At 42.0% G+C, this 15,328-nt stretch carries 17 protein-coding genes and 1 pseudogene; 5 read left to right on the top strand and 13 right to left on the bottom strand.

Features of this window, described 5'->3' with window-relative positions; genetic code table 11:
- The first annotated feature begins 215 nt into the window (after positions 1-215).
- Positions 216-495, top strand: a pseudogene (locus ACZRJ6_RS10510) (addiction module antidote protein).
- A gap of 51 nt (positions 496-546) precedes the next feature.
- Here the strand turns inward: ACZRJ6_RS10510 and ACZRJ6_RS10505 are convergent.
- The 12 genes from ACZRJ6_RS10505 to ACZRJ6_RS10450 all read right to left on the bottom strand — a co-directional run bounded on the left by ACZRJ6_RS10505 (position 547) and on the right by ACZRJ6_RS10450 (position 7,403).
- Positions 547-867: a hypothetical protein gene (locus ACZRJ6_RS10505; protein ID WP_156890628.1), complete on the bottom strand. Its 321-nt coding sequence runs from the start codon at positions 865-867 to the stop codon at positions 547-549.
- A gap of 76 nt (positions 868-943) precedes the next feature.
- Entirely contained in the window at positions 944-1,675 is a 732-nt protein-coding gene (locus ACZRJ6_RS10500; protein ID WP_463968092.1) for a hypothetical protein, read from the bottom strand.
- 77 nt (positions 1,676-1,752) lie between these two features.
- A complete protein-coding gene (locus ACZRJ6_RS10495; protein WP_156890629.1) occupies positions 1,753-1,950 on the bottom strand; it encodes a hypothetical protein in 198 nt (65 codons plus the stop codon).
- A gap of 37 nt (positions 1,951-1,987) precedes the next feature.
- Positions 1,988-2,680, bottom strand: coding sequence for an SOS response-associated peptidase (locus ACZRJ6_RS10490; RefSeq protein ID WP_463968091.1), 693 nt, complete (start codon positions 2,678-2,680; stop codon positions 1,988-1,990).
- Positions 2,681-2,696: 16 nt separating this feature from the next.
- Complete coding sequence (locus tag ACZRJ6_RS10485; RefSeq protein WP_122749025.1) at positions 2,697-2,939, bottom strand: hypothetical protein; 243 nt, start codon at positions 2,937-2,939, stop codon at positions 2,697-2,699.
- Entirely contained in the window at positions 2,939-3,418 is a 480-nt protein-coding gene (locus ACZRJ6_RS10480; RefSeq protein ID WP_463968090.1) for a hypothetical protein, read from the bottom strand. The genes ACZRJ6_RS10485 and ACZRJ6_RS10480 overlap by 1 nt, the downstream gene beginning before the upstream one ends.
- Before the next feature lie 261 nt (positions 3,419-3,679).
- The gene (locus ACZRJ6_RS10475) at positions 3,680-4,282 is read right to left on the bottom strand and encodes a PHP domain-containing protein (protein WP_157222877.1); all 603 of its coding nucleotides are present in this window, start codon (positions 4,280-4,282) and stop codon (positions 3,680-3,682) included.
- A gap of 95 nt (positions 4,283-4,377) precedes the next feature.
- Positions 4,378-4,758 (bottom strand): hypothetical protein, encoded by a 381-nt coding sequence (locus tag ACZRJ6_RS10470; RefSeq protein ID WP_463968089.1) that lies wholly within the window; start codon positions 4,756-4,758, stop codon positions 4,378-4,380.
- A gap of 26 nt (positions 4,759-4,784) precedes the next feature.
- Positions 4,785-5,225 (bottom strand): hypothetical protein, encoded by a 441-nt coding sequence (locus ACZRJ6_RS10465; RefSeq protein ID WP_219022218.1) that lies wholly within the window; start codon positions 5,223-5,225, stop codon positions 4,785-4,787.
- Between the two features lie 51 nt (positions 5,226-5,276).
- Complete coding sequence (locus tag ACZRJ6_RS10460) at positions 5,277-5,585, bottom strand: hypothetical protein (RefSeq protein ID WP_108538121.1); 309 nt, start codon at positions 5,583-5,585, stop codon at positions 5,277-5,279.
- Positions 5,586-5,684: 99 nt separating this feature from the next.
- Positions 5,685-6,689 carry a DNA adenine methylase gene (locus ACZRJ6_RS10455; RefSeq protein ID WP_463968088.1) on the bottom strand — a complete coding sequence of 335 codons (1,005 nt, stop codon included), beginning with the start codon at positions 6,687-6,689 and terminating at the stop codon, positions 5,685-5,687.
- 147 nt (positions 6,690-6,836) lie between these two features.
- Complete coding sequence (locus tag ACZRJ6_RS10450; protein ID WP_156890631.1) at positions 6,837-7,403, bottom strand: hypothetical protein; 567 nt, start codon at positions 7,401-7,403, stop codon at positions 6,837-6,839.
- Between the two features lie 834 nt (positions 7,404-8,237).
- On the opposite strand from ACZRJ6_RS10450, the gene ACZRJ6_RS10445 reads away from it, so the two are divergent.
- The 3 genes from ACZRJ6_RS10445 (at position 8,238) to ACZRJ6_RS10435 (ending at position 14,684) form a co-directional block, all read left to right on the top strand.
- Entirely contained in the window at positions 8,238-10,865 is a 2,628-nt protein-coding gene (locus ACZRJ6_RS10445; protein WP_463968087.1) for a hypothetical protein, read from the top strand.
- Positions 10,866-10,924: 59 nt separating this feature from the next.
- Positions 10,925-13,501: a hypothetical protein gene (locus tag ACZRJ6_RS10440; RefSeq protein WP_463968086.1), complete on the top strand. Its 2,577-nt coding sequence runs from the start codon at positions 10,925-10,927 to the stop codon at positions 13,499-13,501.
- 931 nt (positions 13,502-14,432) lie between these two features.
- Positions 14,433-14,684 carry a hypothetical protein gene (locus ACZRJ6_RS10435; RefSeq protein WP_057021777.1) on the top strand — a complete coding sequence of 84 codons (252 nt, stop codon included), beginning with the start codon at positions 14,433-14,435 and terminating at the stop codon, positions 14,682-14,684.
- On the opposite strand, the gene ACZRJ6_RS10430 is transcribed toward ACZRJ6_RS10435, so the two are convergent.
- Positions 14,681-14,905: a hypothetical protein gene (locus tag ACZRJ6_RS10430; protein WP_463968085.1), complete on the bottom strand. Its 225-nt coding sequence runs from the start codon at positions 14,903-14,905 to the stop codon at positions 14,681-14,683. The two genes, ACZRJ6_RS10435 and ACZRJ6_RS10430, sit on opposite strands and share 4 nt — an antisense overlap.
- A gap of 81 nt (positions 14,906-14,986) precedes the next feature.
- On the opposite strand from ACZRJ6_RS10430, the gene ACZRJ6_RS10425 reads away from it, so the two are divergent.
- The gene (locus tag ACZRJ6_RS10425; RefSeq protein ID WP_177325585.1) at positions 14,987-15,304 is read left to right on the top strand and encodes a hypothetical protein; all 318 of its coding nucleotides are present in this window, start codon (positions 14,987-14,989) and stop codon (positions 15,302-15,304) included.
- Positions 15,305-15,328: the final 24 nt, after the last annotated feature.

The following is a 15,328-nucleotide window of genomic DNA, read 5'->3' as shown; positions in this document are numbered from 1 at the left end:
GAGATGAGGATTCATCGCAAATCGCTCAACTCTGTACTAAAAATTGTCCGCTGGGATGTCGTCACCTAGCGGGCTCATGCTACCTATAATACTGTAAATTTATACAGCTTTCGATGAGGATATGATCTCATGAATAAGGGTCGTGATCCTATACCGTAGCGAGAGGATATGACCGCTGAACCCAGCCTCAATGACGTCGATCTAGGAGAACGTGCATGACCCAGCTCAAGCCATTTGAGGCGTCTGAATACCTCACTAACGAGGACACCATCAGCGAATTCCTCACTGCCTCGCTTGAAGACCCAAACCCTGACGTGTTCCTGCGCGCCTTGCAAGAAGTCGCCAAGGCCCGTGGTATGTCGCAGTTGGCCCGAGATGCAGGCATGAACCGTGAGAGCCTGTACAAAGCAGGCACCAGGTGCAAAGCCCCGGTATGACACAGTGTTAAAGCTTGTGAATGCGCTAGGCGTGAAGCTGACGGCACAGCACGTTTAGGCCCGATACCCTCCCGGACTGACCGGGAGCATGAGTAAATCAAACCTCCATCTAGGAGGCTTGTAATTCAATTTCTTTTAAATATTTTATCTGCTTATGAGTTATTACTGTCTCGCCACGGAAAAGCAATACCTCTTTGTTCTTGAATCTTCGAACAGCAACCCCTACTTCTTTGACCAGATCCCAGCTCACCATCGAATCTAGTTTTACATCATAGTAGTCCAAAGAAATTACAGTTCTTCCTGAATAATCTTTGTAAGATAAGCCATACGCGCAATAACCGTAATCACGGGCTATATGCCTTAAAGAGTCAATCAACCCTTCGAAATGGGTTAAATATTCGTCATCAGATTTGAATTTAATTTTACTCATAGTAAATATAGTTTTGTTTATGAGTCAAATTATACCAAACCAAATAAGCAAAATTCGCCCATAAGGCGAATTAATTTCATAACTTAAATCTTGGCCTACCAGGCTTATTTTGCTCAACCGGGGCAGGCTCAGAAAAAACGCCCATCACTCGTTTAGCAAAAGAGTTTTCAAAATCAGCAAACCTGTTGGGAACAATGAATTCGTTTTTAAAGCCTTTGACGTATGGATTGTGGGCTATCCAGGTATTGGGCATGTCTAGTTCACGCCATTTAGTGAAATCGTCGCCAGAAAGCTTTTGGAGGTCATCCAGCTTCTTGATAGGAATCCCCTTCTCAGTGATGTTCCTCACCAACTGCGCTTCAGTGTCTTTCAACGTCATACCCTTCACCTTTTCGTACCACTTCTTAAAGGTGTTATCGAGATCAAGCATAAGCTCACCTTGGCTGACACTGTGATTCCTCAAGGTGACGTAATTATCCACAGTCTTGGTTAAGGCATTGATGGTCATTGGAGCATGGTCTTTCTGTGTATAGACATTGCACATGTCAAAGCCATAGTAGTCTTCTCCATCCTTCTGAATCACGGTGTTGGTGAAAACAGGGCTACCAAAATTAAGTATGTTCGGGGCTTTCACGCCTTGCGCACGAACCTCTTCTGCAATCAAGGCTGTTAACCAGCGCGGTAGAAACGCTTCTTCTTTGATTTTCGACATTTTGTAATCAACGTCAGGGCTGACGTTGTTGGAGTAATCCAAAGCTTTGATGAAGCTTTGAACCTGTGCGCGGTATTCAGATTTTAGATTAGCCATGGATATTATTAATTGTTATGAATAAATCATAGCATTTCTTTCTGCCTACATCTAAATCTCTTAACCCTCTTAAACCTTTAAACCCCTTTCGGCATTTTATTTGAAAACAGCATTTGATCTTCATTGATTGATAATGGGCTCTCTGAATATCCTTCCCAATATATTTCATCCGCGATAGTGCCGCCGCACCATGTGACTTGCTTTCTCAATTGATCAATCTGATCATTTGAAAAAATTTGGTCTGGCGAGTATTTAATATCTGATACGTCAGTCATGGAAACTTAATATTTTGTTATACCCAAATTATACCATTTAGGTTATCGACTTTATGAGATAAGCCCCTTTGTTCTTCACGTTCCCTACGTCTTTGCTGACCGGATACCACTCAAAATCTTCTGCAGGTTGCCCAAGATCGCGGGCAATTTCCTTTGCTCGATCCTTCGTCAGATCAGGAGAAAGCCATTCCCGCGCAAGCACGGGAGAAAGAACCACGGGCCTACGGTCATGTACGTCTACCATGCCCCCACCAGCATCGGCAGTGATGATTAAAAAGCCCGGTGGCTCATCAGGCGATGGACCTGGCTCTACCTGGGCCAGTCCAGCGAAGAACATAGGCTTGTGGCTCTTCAACCTGATGAAGAAGGGTTGCTTCTTCTCATCACCCGGTTCTTTGACCCATTCGTACCAGCCGTCCGCTGGAATCAGCGCCCGATGGTCAGGGAAAAGCGTTTTATAGAATCGACCACGAGCTATGGTTTCGATTCTGGCATTGATCGGCTGCACTACCTTCGGCTTCGGCCAAGACACCTCGCGCTTCCAACCCCAATGCACGGGCGAGATCTGCGGGCCATCAGGTTCGGCGTGAATGACAGGAACGTCAGTGCTGGGAGCGATGTTGTAGCGGCCAATGGGTGTCTTATCCACCTTGGCGAACAGATCACCTTGGGGGTCGAGTTCCTGCACATACTCATCAAGGCTTCTGAACATCACGAATCGACCACACATAAACCTTCTCCTTCAATCACAGCTTGGGAATCTCACCTGTGGCTTCAGCAATCGTTGCTAGGGTTTCTTCCATCTCGCCTATCTGGTCTTGAAGCTTCATGAATGACAGGTGAATTGAGTCATCCACATCGACAGTCTGACTGCCCCGGAGAGCATCAACTTCGATCTCAACAACAGATTCCAATTCAGAGACCGTTGCACGTAACACCCGGAGATGTTCAAAGATCCCAACTAGCAGTGTCTTGCTGTCCTTGCTCATCAGTCCCACCCAAGCTTTTTGATCTCTCGCCGGTAGGGTGTATCGATCTGGTCCGGGACGTTTTCCATGTACGCCTTGGCGTGTTCCAACGTCTTGCCGTCCAGGGAGATCAGGTACGAAAGCACATCAACGAGAGAGGGTATCAAGCCTTCTACGTCTTCAAATCGTGGAGGCAAGGCAGTCCATATGACGGCATTGAGCTGCCTATCCGCTGCCCATTTCCCAAGTACACCAACCGTAGAACTGTTGATGGTAAAAACACCCACTCCATCAGCTCTATAATCGGGAATCTGCTCACGTATGCGGAGGGCCTGCACAGCCTCATCGAGCGACTGAACGTCTAGGACTGCCCAAAGCACCTGACACGGTGGACCGTTGAGGCATACCGCCGTTGCAAGCTCCCCACCATCGCCTACCCGTGAAAACTCGATAGGCAGTTCAGGCCCGTCACTGAACCAGTCTGAAGCTAAAGGAAGCACACCCGGCTTCCATATCAGCGATCCCCATCCTAGGCATGCAATTTTCAAGTCTCAACCCTCATCCACTTAACTTCAGGTAGAAATTTGGAGGCCCTCAATGGTAAGAAATTCATTAAAAAGCATAGACTAGAAACTAATATTTGGGTTGAGGTGGAACGGTCCAAGAACGGTTAAATCACTATAGAGCCCTTGATAGGGCTTTATTTTTTACCGAAAAAAACCGCCTGTGTGGGCGGTCTGATTGTTTAGCATGGGATGCTCTCACATTTTGGGCTTTAGCCTTTGAGGTTCTTTCTGCTTTAAATTTAATTCTTGTTGTTGCATGTGTTCATATGCTGACTTGACAGAACCTTCAGCAAACATCAAACCTTGCAACAGACCTTTTGCTCTCAAAGGTGCGACGTTGTATTGCGAAGGAATGTCAACGGTATAACCTTTCCCTATCGGCTGATTATGCAACGGCTTAATATTCAACAGAGTCTCAACTCCATTATATCGAAGTAGTTTTTCTTCGGTTATTTTTAAAGTAGTATGAGGACCGGTTGGATCAATTTTGAAATGACCATTCAAATAATACTCTTTAAAATCGACCAAATGATGATTGCCAATTATATAATCATGAATTTGCTTAGCCACTAAAACATTTTCAATATTAATACTCTCAGGAATCGATGACTCTTCCACTCCAGCGTTTTTAAGAATCAACGATTTATTGTTAGAGTACCGTTCAAAATAAGTTTGATCCGGCTTGGGAATACCTCCTCTTGCTCGAGTCACAGCTTGCTTATTATTGTAGTTTAAAGAATCTACAATAGACTCAGTAACTATGTCATTTAAATTATCCTTCGTAAATTGTTTGCTCATGCTTGTTTACCTTTTGCTATGAAAGCGTAATTACTTTCATAGAGTTAATTATATCATTTTAAAACCCACAAATAACGATAAGCACTATTCACGAATCAATCCAAATAAAAAGATAGAGTCTTGAATTCATCCTCATACTCAAGCTCGTATCTTTTACTAGCCACATTCCACTGCTTTATTCCATCCGATCTCAAATTAGAAACCTGCCCAAAAACCCAATCAATATAAACATAATCAATAGTATCTACATAAATGAAGACACAGGTTTCATCTGTTAAATAGATTTGAACACATTCGCTATCGATCACATCAACCCGCGTAACCTTTCTCTCAAATCTCCCATTATCAACCATTAATCGAAATTTGTTTTCTTCAACAAACATGCAAAATCCTTGAAAAACCTTGCTTTTGCTTTCGCTTACCTCAAGAGAAATTGTTTCTATTAGCATCATAAAACCACCATTTTTATCATCCAATCAGCGGAATTTCTGAATGGCATTATTCAATCATCATCATTAAATAAATGATTCATTGTGTCCCACGACTCAAGAACAGCACGCAGTTGCTCGCTAACATCAGCTATGTCGCCCCCGTTGAATTCCTCTCCTACCATTACTCCAGAACTGAAATCCACGTAACCCGCAAATTCACCGTCATTGTCTGCATAATTTAAGTAAATTTCGGTCATACCTGATGCAATAAGCTTTTCAAATGTTTCTTGAAGAAAATCGTCATCAAAGCCATAACACTCATAACAAAAAATCAATGTCTCCGGGTTTAAAAGGTTGATATAATAAACAGAACCCATTTGATCGATTAATTCAGAAACTGCACCTCTATACTGACTGATATCCGAAACCTTGTCCCATTGAGGAAAATTATCAAAAACGAATTTATCGATTTTTACTTGCTCGCCATTAAAGCTAAACTCCACTTGCAACATATATTCACCTTATCTAAAACCAGCCAGCTAAATTGCTGATAGGTAGTTCATTCATTCTTCAAATGGGTCTTCGTCAACTTCAAAGGCCAGGGTTGTACCATCGGTAAGTGATACACTCATGGCTTCGAAATCTACAGTCACGAATTGCTCTTTTAAAAAATGCAAATCCTCATCAAGACCCCAGCACTCAATCCAATAAATTAGAAAATCACCAATTTCTGATTTGCCTACCCAAATTATCTGAAACTTTTCGGTTTCATCAATACTGACAAAAATCGATTCTTTCTTTTCCTCACCATCGTGAATCTTCTTCTTTAGAAGCTCCCAAAAGTTGTCTATTTCCAATTCATTGACGCTCATAAATCACCTTTACAAATTACTGCCAGCGGGATTGCGGACATAAATTTTCCGTCTAAAACTTTTTATGATTTTGCAGTTATTTTAAGTTAATCCTCTTAATTAATTGGCCTTGTGCAACACATGTAGGTATTCAGTCACGTAAATTTCATTGGCAGCTTCTTTTCGTGATTTGAATTTCTTGTACTGCATTTCCTTTCTTTGGTATTTGCCGTAACTGCTCATCACATCAGCAATCAGATCCATCGGCATGATGCTTTCGTTGGAATAGCTCATGACCAGGTATTCGAAATTGGCCGAATCAACAAGCTGCCTGAATTCGGCTTCCACCTTCGGCCTGCTAGCCCATGGAGAGACGTTCCGGCCTTCAGGCCGACCGCTGATCCCATGGATCGTAGGACGCTCGTTCTGCGCAATGGTGTTCAGAACGTGATATGCGTTGCTGTACTGCATCGACGTGTAAGGTGGATCGAGGTACAGAACGTCACCACTAACGCGCTGCAACAGCTCGTTAGCGTCTCCCAGGTACACCTCATTGCTTGCCACGGGCTCCTTCAGGTCAAACCCTCTGAACTCGATGGGCTTGAGCGAAGCACCAGTGAATTTCTTTAGGAACGATGAGTACAATCCGGTCGTGTTGCTCACCCTGTCAGCAGCCTCTAGGACAGAGCAGAGGCAATAGTAGAACTGCCCATCAGTCAGCTCCCCATTGCCATACAGCGCGTACACAAGCGCAACCCCAGCATCGATCTTCAAAGCGTTACCGTTGGTGAAGAAGGTGCGGCCCCCGGATTCGCTGTAATTCTGAAAAATGAAGCCTTCCACACCATCCATAGCGTGGTTCATGTAATCAAGAATCGGCTGACATTCGTAGACGGTCGAAGGGTCATTGTTCAGTAGATTTTCAAGCGTCGCATAGGAGTAGTACTCCAGGTCATTAGCTACGACCTTAAAACGGTTTTTGAAGTGATTCGCTACCCTGCCCGACCCTGAAAAAAGGTCACACAGTACAATCTCATTAGACGGCTTTGAGATAGTTGAAACACATTCATTAATTACAGAATCGATGAAACCAAGCAGCTTTGTTTTGGAACCGAGATATTTCAAACGCGCACAGAGCGGCGCACATCGTCAGAAGTGACGTGTGGAAAAGACTTTAACTTTTCTGGCATGCATTGCAGTATTGTTCAAAACTGCTTTTAGAAACGTGAAAGCGTTTCAGTTAATGCATAAGATTTAAGCAAGTATCATTTGTTATGCGGGTTTAAATCTCGGATACAGACTTTCATACTCATCAGGTGTGTAGGCTTTAACAAAATGACCCCCACCGACATCTATAAATCCCTGCTCTGCCAAGCTAGGGCGTTCTGAATACCCCCAAAGTATAAGTCCTATATCGTTAATCCATCGTTCTTCATTGAGGCTACACTCACCTTTGTAAGCGCTCACAACCAATGGTTTTACTCGATTCGAAATACGCGTGAGAATTACTGCACACGAAAGCATTTCACAGCACAACAAATGCGAAATTAAACAACTTTTAAATTTATCCAATAGAATTGGAACAATACGATGAGGTACACCATTCAACGTATCAAATCTAAAAACCAAAACCACGTCAGTTTTATTTGTTATTTCAAAATTAAATGCCTCAGAATCGCAACCCCAAACTTCACGTTCGGAGCTACCACCTAGTGATGCAATCTTTTCAAAATCGAAATAATACCTACCTCCATCTTCGCTAAAACAAAAATCAATTATTTCATCTAAATCGCTCTTGCTGCAGTGAATCGCAATCTCATTTCTAAAAATATTAGCCATATGGAAATACCGGGTACGCCTCTCAGAATGAGATAGCGGAAAAGACTTTAACTTTTCTGGTTCGCACTGCTGAAATCAATCAGCGTTTAGAAATGGGCTATTTCAGATAGTGCGATTGGTACGATTACTTACTGGTAATACCGTTGAAGCTTCGCATAGAGCTTTCACGCCAAGGCATTTCCATAACCACTATTTTTCGAATCCCGTTGATTCGATGAAGCGAACTTTAATGATTTTAAAAATATTGTCAAACAGCCAGAATCTAGAAAAAACAGATTTTTATTTAGCCAAAAAATCTTAAATCCAAAATGATGATTTTGGTAAATAACACATAGAAGCTCGCACATCGCTGCAGCTCTTAGTTTCTCGGGGCTAGAGGTCATTTAAGAAAAGGAAATGACTATTTTGGAAAAAAATATAAATCTGATTTTTTTGGAAATGCTGTTCACACTTGCCATTTCTGATAGTCAAACTCGATCAGGTGTAAGGAGGTCGATTAAAACGATTTTGAAAAAATATGCGGATCACAGCTTGAGAACAGAGAACAAAGCAACCTAACACGTCTGATGTTTCGCACAGCTCACCAGGAGCTTGCTTGTCTCCCCGGCACAGTAGGCCACAAGCTATGCAATGTGATGGGGTAGGAAGCAGAGCGAGAGCTACACACTGCCTATCCAAGGAGGGAGGAAGATCCACCAGGAGAATGGCAAATGGGTAAAAAGGCAATCGGCTTATCAGCCGAAATCACGAAGCCAAATGGTATAATTTAGAAAACCAAACCTATTACTAATGCGTCAATTAGCTCTCGCCTTTCTTCTATTGCCTTTCCTGTATATGTCACAAGCATCTGCAGCAGAATGTGGATTCAAATCAGATAACAAAACAGTAGATCCTAATTCATCAACGCTTTGCCCTGAAAACATCGCCATGAAACTAATGAGCAGTTCCGTTGGCGAAGGGGTTCTTCTTCTAAGCAATGATCAAGATACACAATACGCAAAGATCCAGGAAACAAAAACAGATTCACAGTTACGTTTTGATGAAGCGAACCAAGATCATTTTATAAGAGACAAGCAATACACAAGGGATTTAGCTTCCTACCTAATAATTGCCATATTTATTATAATATGGTTAATCATGGCGCTCAAAGCTTGGAAAACGGGTGAATTTCATGACTCAAAAAATGATCATGGAGAACAGGTAAAAGCCAGATATAACTTCTTGAATAACCTATTCATAGCAATTGCGGCGGTAGGGATATTTGGGCTAGGGATGGTTGGACAGAAAAACTCTTTATCCATAGCAGACGCAGTAATTATAAGGCTTGACGTAACATCTGAAATCGCAAAGCAGAAATTCATACAAATGGTAAGTTGGGTTAGACAGAAAGGATATTTGGAAACAACCGTTAAAGACTCTGAAACAGGCGTTGTAGATGATGTGACAAAGGGACAAGCCGCCTTTACGGCTTCAGCTTTGTCAAACCAATTAATTTCAAAAGCCATTGTCGCGAGGCTTTCAAGTCAACTCTACAACGACATTTTCAACAAGAGTGACTCATCGAATTGGGTTGTATCGAATTCGCTATCTGACATCTCAAAACAGGAAAACAATACCTTCACATTTAAGAAATTAAGCGATAACGGAGAGCTATTGTTTAAGCTTGACCCTGTGACGGTATTCAAATCAGAGCTTGATGCAGGTGCAGCAACACCTTACCTAAAGGAAGTCAGGTACAACGAAAGGTACAGGGACGAAGCTGACATTCGCACAGTAGAAGCAACTGCAAACCAGTTAAGAAATGAACTGCGTAACGGCCCGTTTGAAAACAAGAAAGCAGAATACGAAGACATAAAAAACAACGTAATGGTGATGTTCTATAAGGATACAAGAGCAAACACTTACCTCAAAGAATTACCAAACGATTTTAAGCTAGCAGACGATGTGGCTGTGACTGTCTTGAATCTGGTATGTGCCGAAAATAAACAACTGCGCCTTTCCGCGAAAACCTACATAGATGCACATAAAGGTATTGGGACAAGAGGCACAGGTTCAATTGAATGCGTTGGAAACGACTGGCAAGTAATGGGCGAAGACCCAATAGCGACTTACAAAACAAAGCTCTACGAAACAAGAAAGAAACTGGAAGACACTTATCGTGACAGAATTTTAGCCTTTAACGATGCGTTCAGCACGGCTTTGGAAAGTCCTTCGATCCTGACTCAGTTGAAAAAAATGATTAAAGAGGGGGAGCTAAATTTCTATTTCAATTACCAGAATCTTGTTGAAGAGACTACTTTTACGAGCATCAATCAAAACCTATTCAACACCAAAGTCTTGCAAATTTCAGAAAGAAAAGCAGTGGATTTCTTCATAGATGATGAATGGGCACGAGCGCACGGATATGAAGCTGACTACAATAACCGAGTCAACATCAGCCAATACGTCAGAAATTACTTTATAAAGACTGACCGTGCAACATTGCCAACTATCACTGATGCAGAAGCTATTACTCAGAAACTGATCTTCGATAATGGTACGTCTGCCGGAATGCACAATGACTTTGAACAGGGCGCAGGAATAGGCTTTGAATTGCCTTCCACTGCCTTAAAACGCTGCAAGCTTTCAGTTACCCACCCAATCAAATGTTATCAATTGTACGCAACCAGCTTAAGCAATACGGCTAGCGATTTGAGAGCCTTCGGACTGACCCTAGCTATTACAGGGCAAATTGCTAACGATTATGCCAAGTCAAAAATTGAAATGCCTAAAACCGATAGCGCAGCTAACATTGGAAAGCCGAATAAAATCCAAGCTGGAAGCTCATTAGCACAGACAGTAACTTTCATAGCAGCAGGTATTGGCTCAAGCATTGTGTCTTTGAGTCTGACACTTGACATGATTAGTAACGGTTACAGATTTTTGCTTATCTCAGTAACTATATTGCCGTTCTACACAATGGCGGTCACACAAAAATACTTCGTGATAGCACTCATAAAATTCTCACCATTCTTCCTATTCGCTTTCGTGAGACTGAATGACGCTGACAATTTCGCCGCAATGCGCAGGAATATTTTTGCGTTTGCAGTGAGCATTGCAGTTTTCCCTATACTGCCTCTTATTGCATATACAATAAATTGGGAGGTAATCAGGGTCGTTTTAGTATTCACAGATGCATCGTTCTATTATGAAAGGGGAGGTATCTTTGACAACATTGTTGGATTCTTTATTGAGTGTATAAGACCGTTCATAGTGACATTGGTTTCGACAAGCATTTGTCTGCACTTTATGCAAAACACCCTTAAATTACTCGGAGGACACATGATGTTTGCAGAAGCGGGAATCAAGGTTATAGGCTGGATGATGACAATCGTGAACGTTTTATCAATCGGCTCAATAGGTATGATTAACAAGTTAAGCACAGGCTTTATTTCTTCTTTAACATCTTACAAACGAAGCTGATTACGCGTCATTAGGAAGGGCTTGAAATGGTATAATACTTTAAAACAAGCCCACCTTTAATGAAATTCTCAACTTATGCATTTCTGCTTCTATTAACCCTATTCCCACAATTTGCTAATGCAGAGTCTATTGGTTCTAAAGCAACTGCATTTATACAGTCTCAAACAGATGAAGAAAGAAGGTCTGGATTCACAGAGCCAGTATTAGACTCATTGTATGGCTGTAAAATGACACAGAGCATTGCTCAAGGGACAGAGACTGGCAAATATAACTGCACAGGAAAGAACAACAAGTTTAATAGCGGCGTATCCAAGATTGTAAATCAGTCTATCTGGAAAATGCTCACAGTGATTACCACTCTTGCGTTTTTAATTCTTAGCAGGTGGTTTTATATTAAAGTATTTGCCGCAGCCTCTCAAAAAATGAACGAGAAAAACTCCGCATTAACGGCCACATTAATCACCTTACTATTTTATGCTTTTGCTTTTCCCGCTTTCGTGAATGAACAGGGGATTAGATACAACATATTTACAAAGTTAGCGATAGGGACGTTTTACAAAGCTCACTCCATAGCGGAATATTATTTATTCAACGATGCTCAACAAACCAAAATTGAATACCCAAAGCGCTTTATCCCCGCTGTGAATTCAGGTGGACCAGCTAACGAGTACAACGCGATTAGCTTTCAATTGTGTACGTCGAGTATGTCAGAGCAAGAAGCCTCAAAAAAACAAAAAATCATCTTCAACTTTAACGAGTCTACAGGTGAATTTTCAGCCTTTCACCAAGTGGGGAGCTGCATACTAGATGTCAGCTTCACTATCGACATGAATACTGAAAGCATTGCAAAACGTTATGGCTTATCCAGCTATGTGGAAAATTCGATTGAGACAATGAAACGTATCATTGAGGAAGAATATATTCAGAAGGCACAAGGAATCGCTGAGAACGTAATCAAGGCAGGTAAACCTAGATTGGGAGTACCTGACACATACACATCAGGTCAGCTCGTTTGCAGTGACGAAGAGAATTTCAATCTTAGCGGTATGAGCCCTAATAGCATTAAAGACTATGCCTACGATGCCGCAAAATGCATGCACGGGCGCGTGATTGATGACCTCAACAGGGTTCCAGGATACACAGAAGCGTTGATACCCAAAGACCGAATGGTAAGAGTTTGCTCAACTGTTGACCACAGCGCCGGGTCAGAAACCAGTTTAGATCGTGATGCCAACTCAACCACCTTTACTAGCAATTCGACTCTTGAATCAACGTTGAGAGCTTGTGCAGAAAGGGCTTGTGCAAATGATTCAAGCCCAAAGAACTGTGCTGACTCTCTGAATTTTTACAACCTGTATTTCAAAAACAGATACATGACCAATCCCAACATGGTTACTTTTTTTGCAAAGATATTGAATACCGATTTCAAAAACACCCTATTCTCTGGCCCAGGTGAGCAATTAGCTTCAACGTTAAAATTAGACATGTATCAATCGTCAAGCATACTCACATCTGAAATCAAGGACAAAGAAGCTTTTACTGTCGAATACGAAAGGATTCAGTCGAATATTAATTTACAGTACTTCATAAACAATAGTCTTGATGCAAGCCAATTATCACCAGTTGCAAAGGATTGGGACACAGCATTTTTGAAATCCATTACAATCGGAAATGACGGTCCTTTAAGTATAGATAGAGTTGTTGACTGCTTGCAGTACTCTAGCTCAACGTCGCCAAGTGGCAGAGAATGTGGTTCTGTGTTTTTAGAAATTGAAGGCTTTGGGCAAAACCTTCTTGCAGTAGGTATGATCATCAAGGCAGAACTCAGAGTAAATGATGCGATAAGAAAGAACACTTTTAGCAGAACTAAAGAGGCAGCAGGATTAAACGCTAGCAAGAATGTAATAGAGCTTGCATCAAGCTTCTTCGGATCATTCACAGGTAAGATTGCAATCCTTGCAACAGGCATAACCGCTTCCACAAGCTTTAATGAGATCTACAACCCCGTAGGATTAAGCGTTGGCCCTGAAGCTCTCATAGCGCTAGCTATAATTGTCAAGGTTCCGCAAATGGCTGCCTTCCTGGACACTTTTGCAAACTCCCTGATTTTGGGTGGAAACGCTTTGATTTGGGCAATTCCTCTTGCAATTGTTCTGAGTGGTTTGAGCGTAATATATACATCTATAAAATCCATGATAGGTTTTTCTGTCACCGCCCCGACTACAATTCTTCAAAACATCAATGGAACAACAGTTGATAAACATACGGATATTTTTAAATTCATCCAAGAATTGGTTTTACTTTTTCTCTCAATAACTTGTTATGCCGTGATGCTGTACCACTCCTTATGGTACATAAAAGCGCTATTTATCTATAAGGTTATCGACATAGAAAAGATAACCGGCAGTTTAAATATCGGATACAGAATCACCGGAATTGGTGACATTTATTCAACCTTGATGGGAATCAGTATCTACCTTTGTATTGTCTTGATGTTATGCATTCACATAATTCGCAGATCCACCCAAATCAAAGAATTCATTGGAGTGATTCTGTATTCAACAGAAAGAAATCTCCCTGAACACGCCCAAGGAATAGAATTCTCTTCAAGCAAATTCGGAAAAAACAATATATAAGTTGGCCTTATGGCCAATTTGAGATTGCGCAGATGCTATAATTAGGAAAACAACCTAACACTATAATGTCAATCAAAATATCAAAAAATGAATCTCAGTATTCAGATGAAGAGAAAAGCGCTATTCAGCAACAATTCGATTATGCAATGAGCCAATATTGTGAAGTAGACAACCTCTACAAAATAGCTAAATTGACGGCGCTATTTTTCCCATATGGATTATTAGCGACTTTCTTTCCAATACGAAGGTTAATGCAAGCAGATCACAGCCTTTTTAGGTATTGGATGATTCTGCCAACTTTATTGGTTATCATGTTCATTTCAGCAAACATCTATGTTTGGTATGCTTATTTTTCTGTTCGCAGCACACCAATCTCCGACATGTTCCCCTTCCACTTAGTAATCATCTGTTCGATTTGTTTATGGACAATCGGATTGTTCGCACAGAAGATTTCAAAAGTAGCATGGCTAATCAGAGAACTCATCTATTACAAACAAGTCAATCGGTACAATCACTATAAACGAATCGTAGCTAGCCGCTTCACCACGTCAGGAATGAAAGGTCTATTCAATAAATTTGCAGGTAGGATTAAATAAAGCTCAATGCCTGCGGCAAATGGCAAGCATTAAAGCTCAACCCATTTGCCATTTACTTCTATCACACTGAATAGCCCGTGAATAAAATCCAAAAAGCCTTTTGTTTTGTACAGTCGAATCATTCAACGAGAATCTACTTATCCAATCATATAAGCCATACCAGGTGCTTCTCGCGTCAGCGAATGCTCCACCAGGTACTCAACCTTCCCTAGGCCGTTCCTAGGCCATTCCGAACAGAATCCGAAGCCTCTATTACCCCGATAGAATCTGTCCAAGTCCAGGGAGCGCAGGGCCGGGTATACTCATCCATACCGCAGGTTCAGGGAGTTGACCGTATGGACAAGGAATTCAGCTACAACCCTCAAATTCCGTGCATTGTGCTGCACAACGGCCAAGATGTAGGCGCGCTGGTAGCCGGAAGGCTGTACAGATTCGATTCCAGCCTAACCGCCGCCAACCTCCATACAGAAGCAGGATTCCTTGTGGATAACGTCCTATTTCAGTACGGAGAGCCCATAGGCCACCTTGAAGGCAGAAGGCTCATCATTGATAGCCGTTGCGAAATCCTAGAACTGGTTGAAGCCTAACCGCCCTTCTCTGGTCCACCGGCAAGCTGACTACGTGCAGCATCGAGGGATTCCAGCAGGCTCTGTGAGTAGCTGACGGCATCAGCTAGAGCCACTTCTGCAAAGCCCGTATCAACCTCTACGAATTTCTCCACAAACGCCCTGCAGTACTCCTTCCACTCCCCATCCTCACCCAAGCCATAAAGCCCAAGCCAACAGGCGATGATCTGGTGTACGTGCATAGCATTCCTTGCCACCTCTCCTAGTGTCCGTAGAAAGGCTTCGCGGTCATCAGAGACCGAGAATTCACGGAAAGCTTGTAGGTGTTGATTCAGGTTCAGGACACACGTAGCCACGTCAAAATCAAGCTGAATGCGCTCCCTAGGGTTGTACCTGTTGCGGATCGGTCGAGACATGTCAGTGCAGCCCTGGAGGTAGACGATCTGATCCTACCTCCAGATCTCGCAGCAAAGCCACTTAGCAATCAGAGAAAGCAAAAAGCCCGCATGATTGCGGGCTTCTCTAAAAACAAACCTAACTACAAGCAGCGGACTTTACTAAAAGATGAACAACTTGCTGCTTGCCTTTACAGTTTAACATTTATATTTAAAAATAAAGACAATAAAGAATTTATTCTTTAAGATAATTAGATTTTCTTTTTTTAA

The sequence above is a fragment of the Pseudomonas sp. C321 genome (assembly GCF_055407105.1).
This window is presented reverse-complemented; position numbering and strand designations above follow the sequence as displayed.

Bases quoted from the DNA above. Each gene is read 5' to 3' on its own strand.
- ACZRJ6_RS10435 (WP_057021777.1), top strand. From the start codon at position 14,433: ATGGACAAGGAATTCAGCTACAACCCTCAAATTCCGTGCATTGTGCTG.
- ACZRJ6_RS10440 (WP_463968086.1), top strand. From the start codon at position 10,925: ATGAAATTCTCAACTTATGCATTTCTGCTTCTATTAACCCTATTCCCA.
- ACZRJ6_RS10450 (WP_156890631.1), bottom strand. From the start codon at position 7,403: ATGGCTAATATTTTTAGAAATGAGATTGCGATTCACTGCAGCAAGAGC.
- ACZRJ6_RS10505 (WP_156890628.1), bottom strand. From the start codon at position 867: ATGAGTAAAATTAAATTCAAATCTGATGACGAATATTTAACCCATTTC.
- ACZRJ6_RS10460 (WP_108538121.1), bottom strand. From the start codon at position 5,585: ATGAGCGTCAATGAATTGGAAATAGACAACTTTTGGGAGCTTCTAAAG.
- ACZRJ6_RS10495 (WP_156890629.1), bottom strand. From the start codon at position 1,950: ATGACTGACGTATCAGATATTAAATACTCGCCAGACCAAATTTTTTCA.
- ACZRJ6_RS10475 (WP_157222877.1), bottom strand. From the start codon at position 4,282: ATGAGCAAACAATTTACGAAGGATAATTTAAATGACATAGTTACTGAG.
- ACZRJ6_RS10490 (WP_463968091.1), bottom strand. From the start codon at position 2,680: ATGTGTGGTCGATTCGTGATGTTCAGAAGCCTTGATGAGTATGTGCAG.
- ACZRJ6_RS10430 (WP_463968085.1), bottom strand. From the start codon at position 14,905: ATGCACGTACACCAGATCATCGCCTGTTGGCTTGGGCTTTATGGCTTG.
- ACZRJ6_RS10465 (WP_219022218.1), bottom strand. From the start codon at position 5,225: ATGTTGCAAGTGGAGTTTAGCTTTAATGGCGAGCAAGTAAAAATCGAT.
- ACZRJ6_RS10485 (WP_122749025.1), bottom strand. From the start codon at position 2,939: ATGAGCAAGGACAGCAAGACACTGCTAGTTGGGATCTTTGAACATCTC.
- ACZRJ6_RS10445 (WP_463968087.1), top strand. From the start codon at position 8,238: ATGTCACAAGCATCTGCAGCAGAATGTGGATTCAAATCAGATAACAAA.
- ACZRJ6_RS10500 (WP_463968092.1), bottom strand. From the start codon at position 1,675: ATGGCTAATCTAAAATCTGAATACCGCGCACAGGTTCAAAGCTTCATC.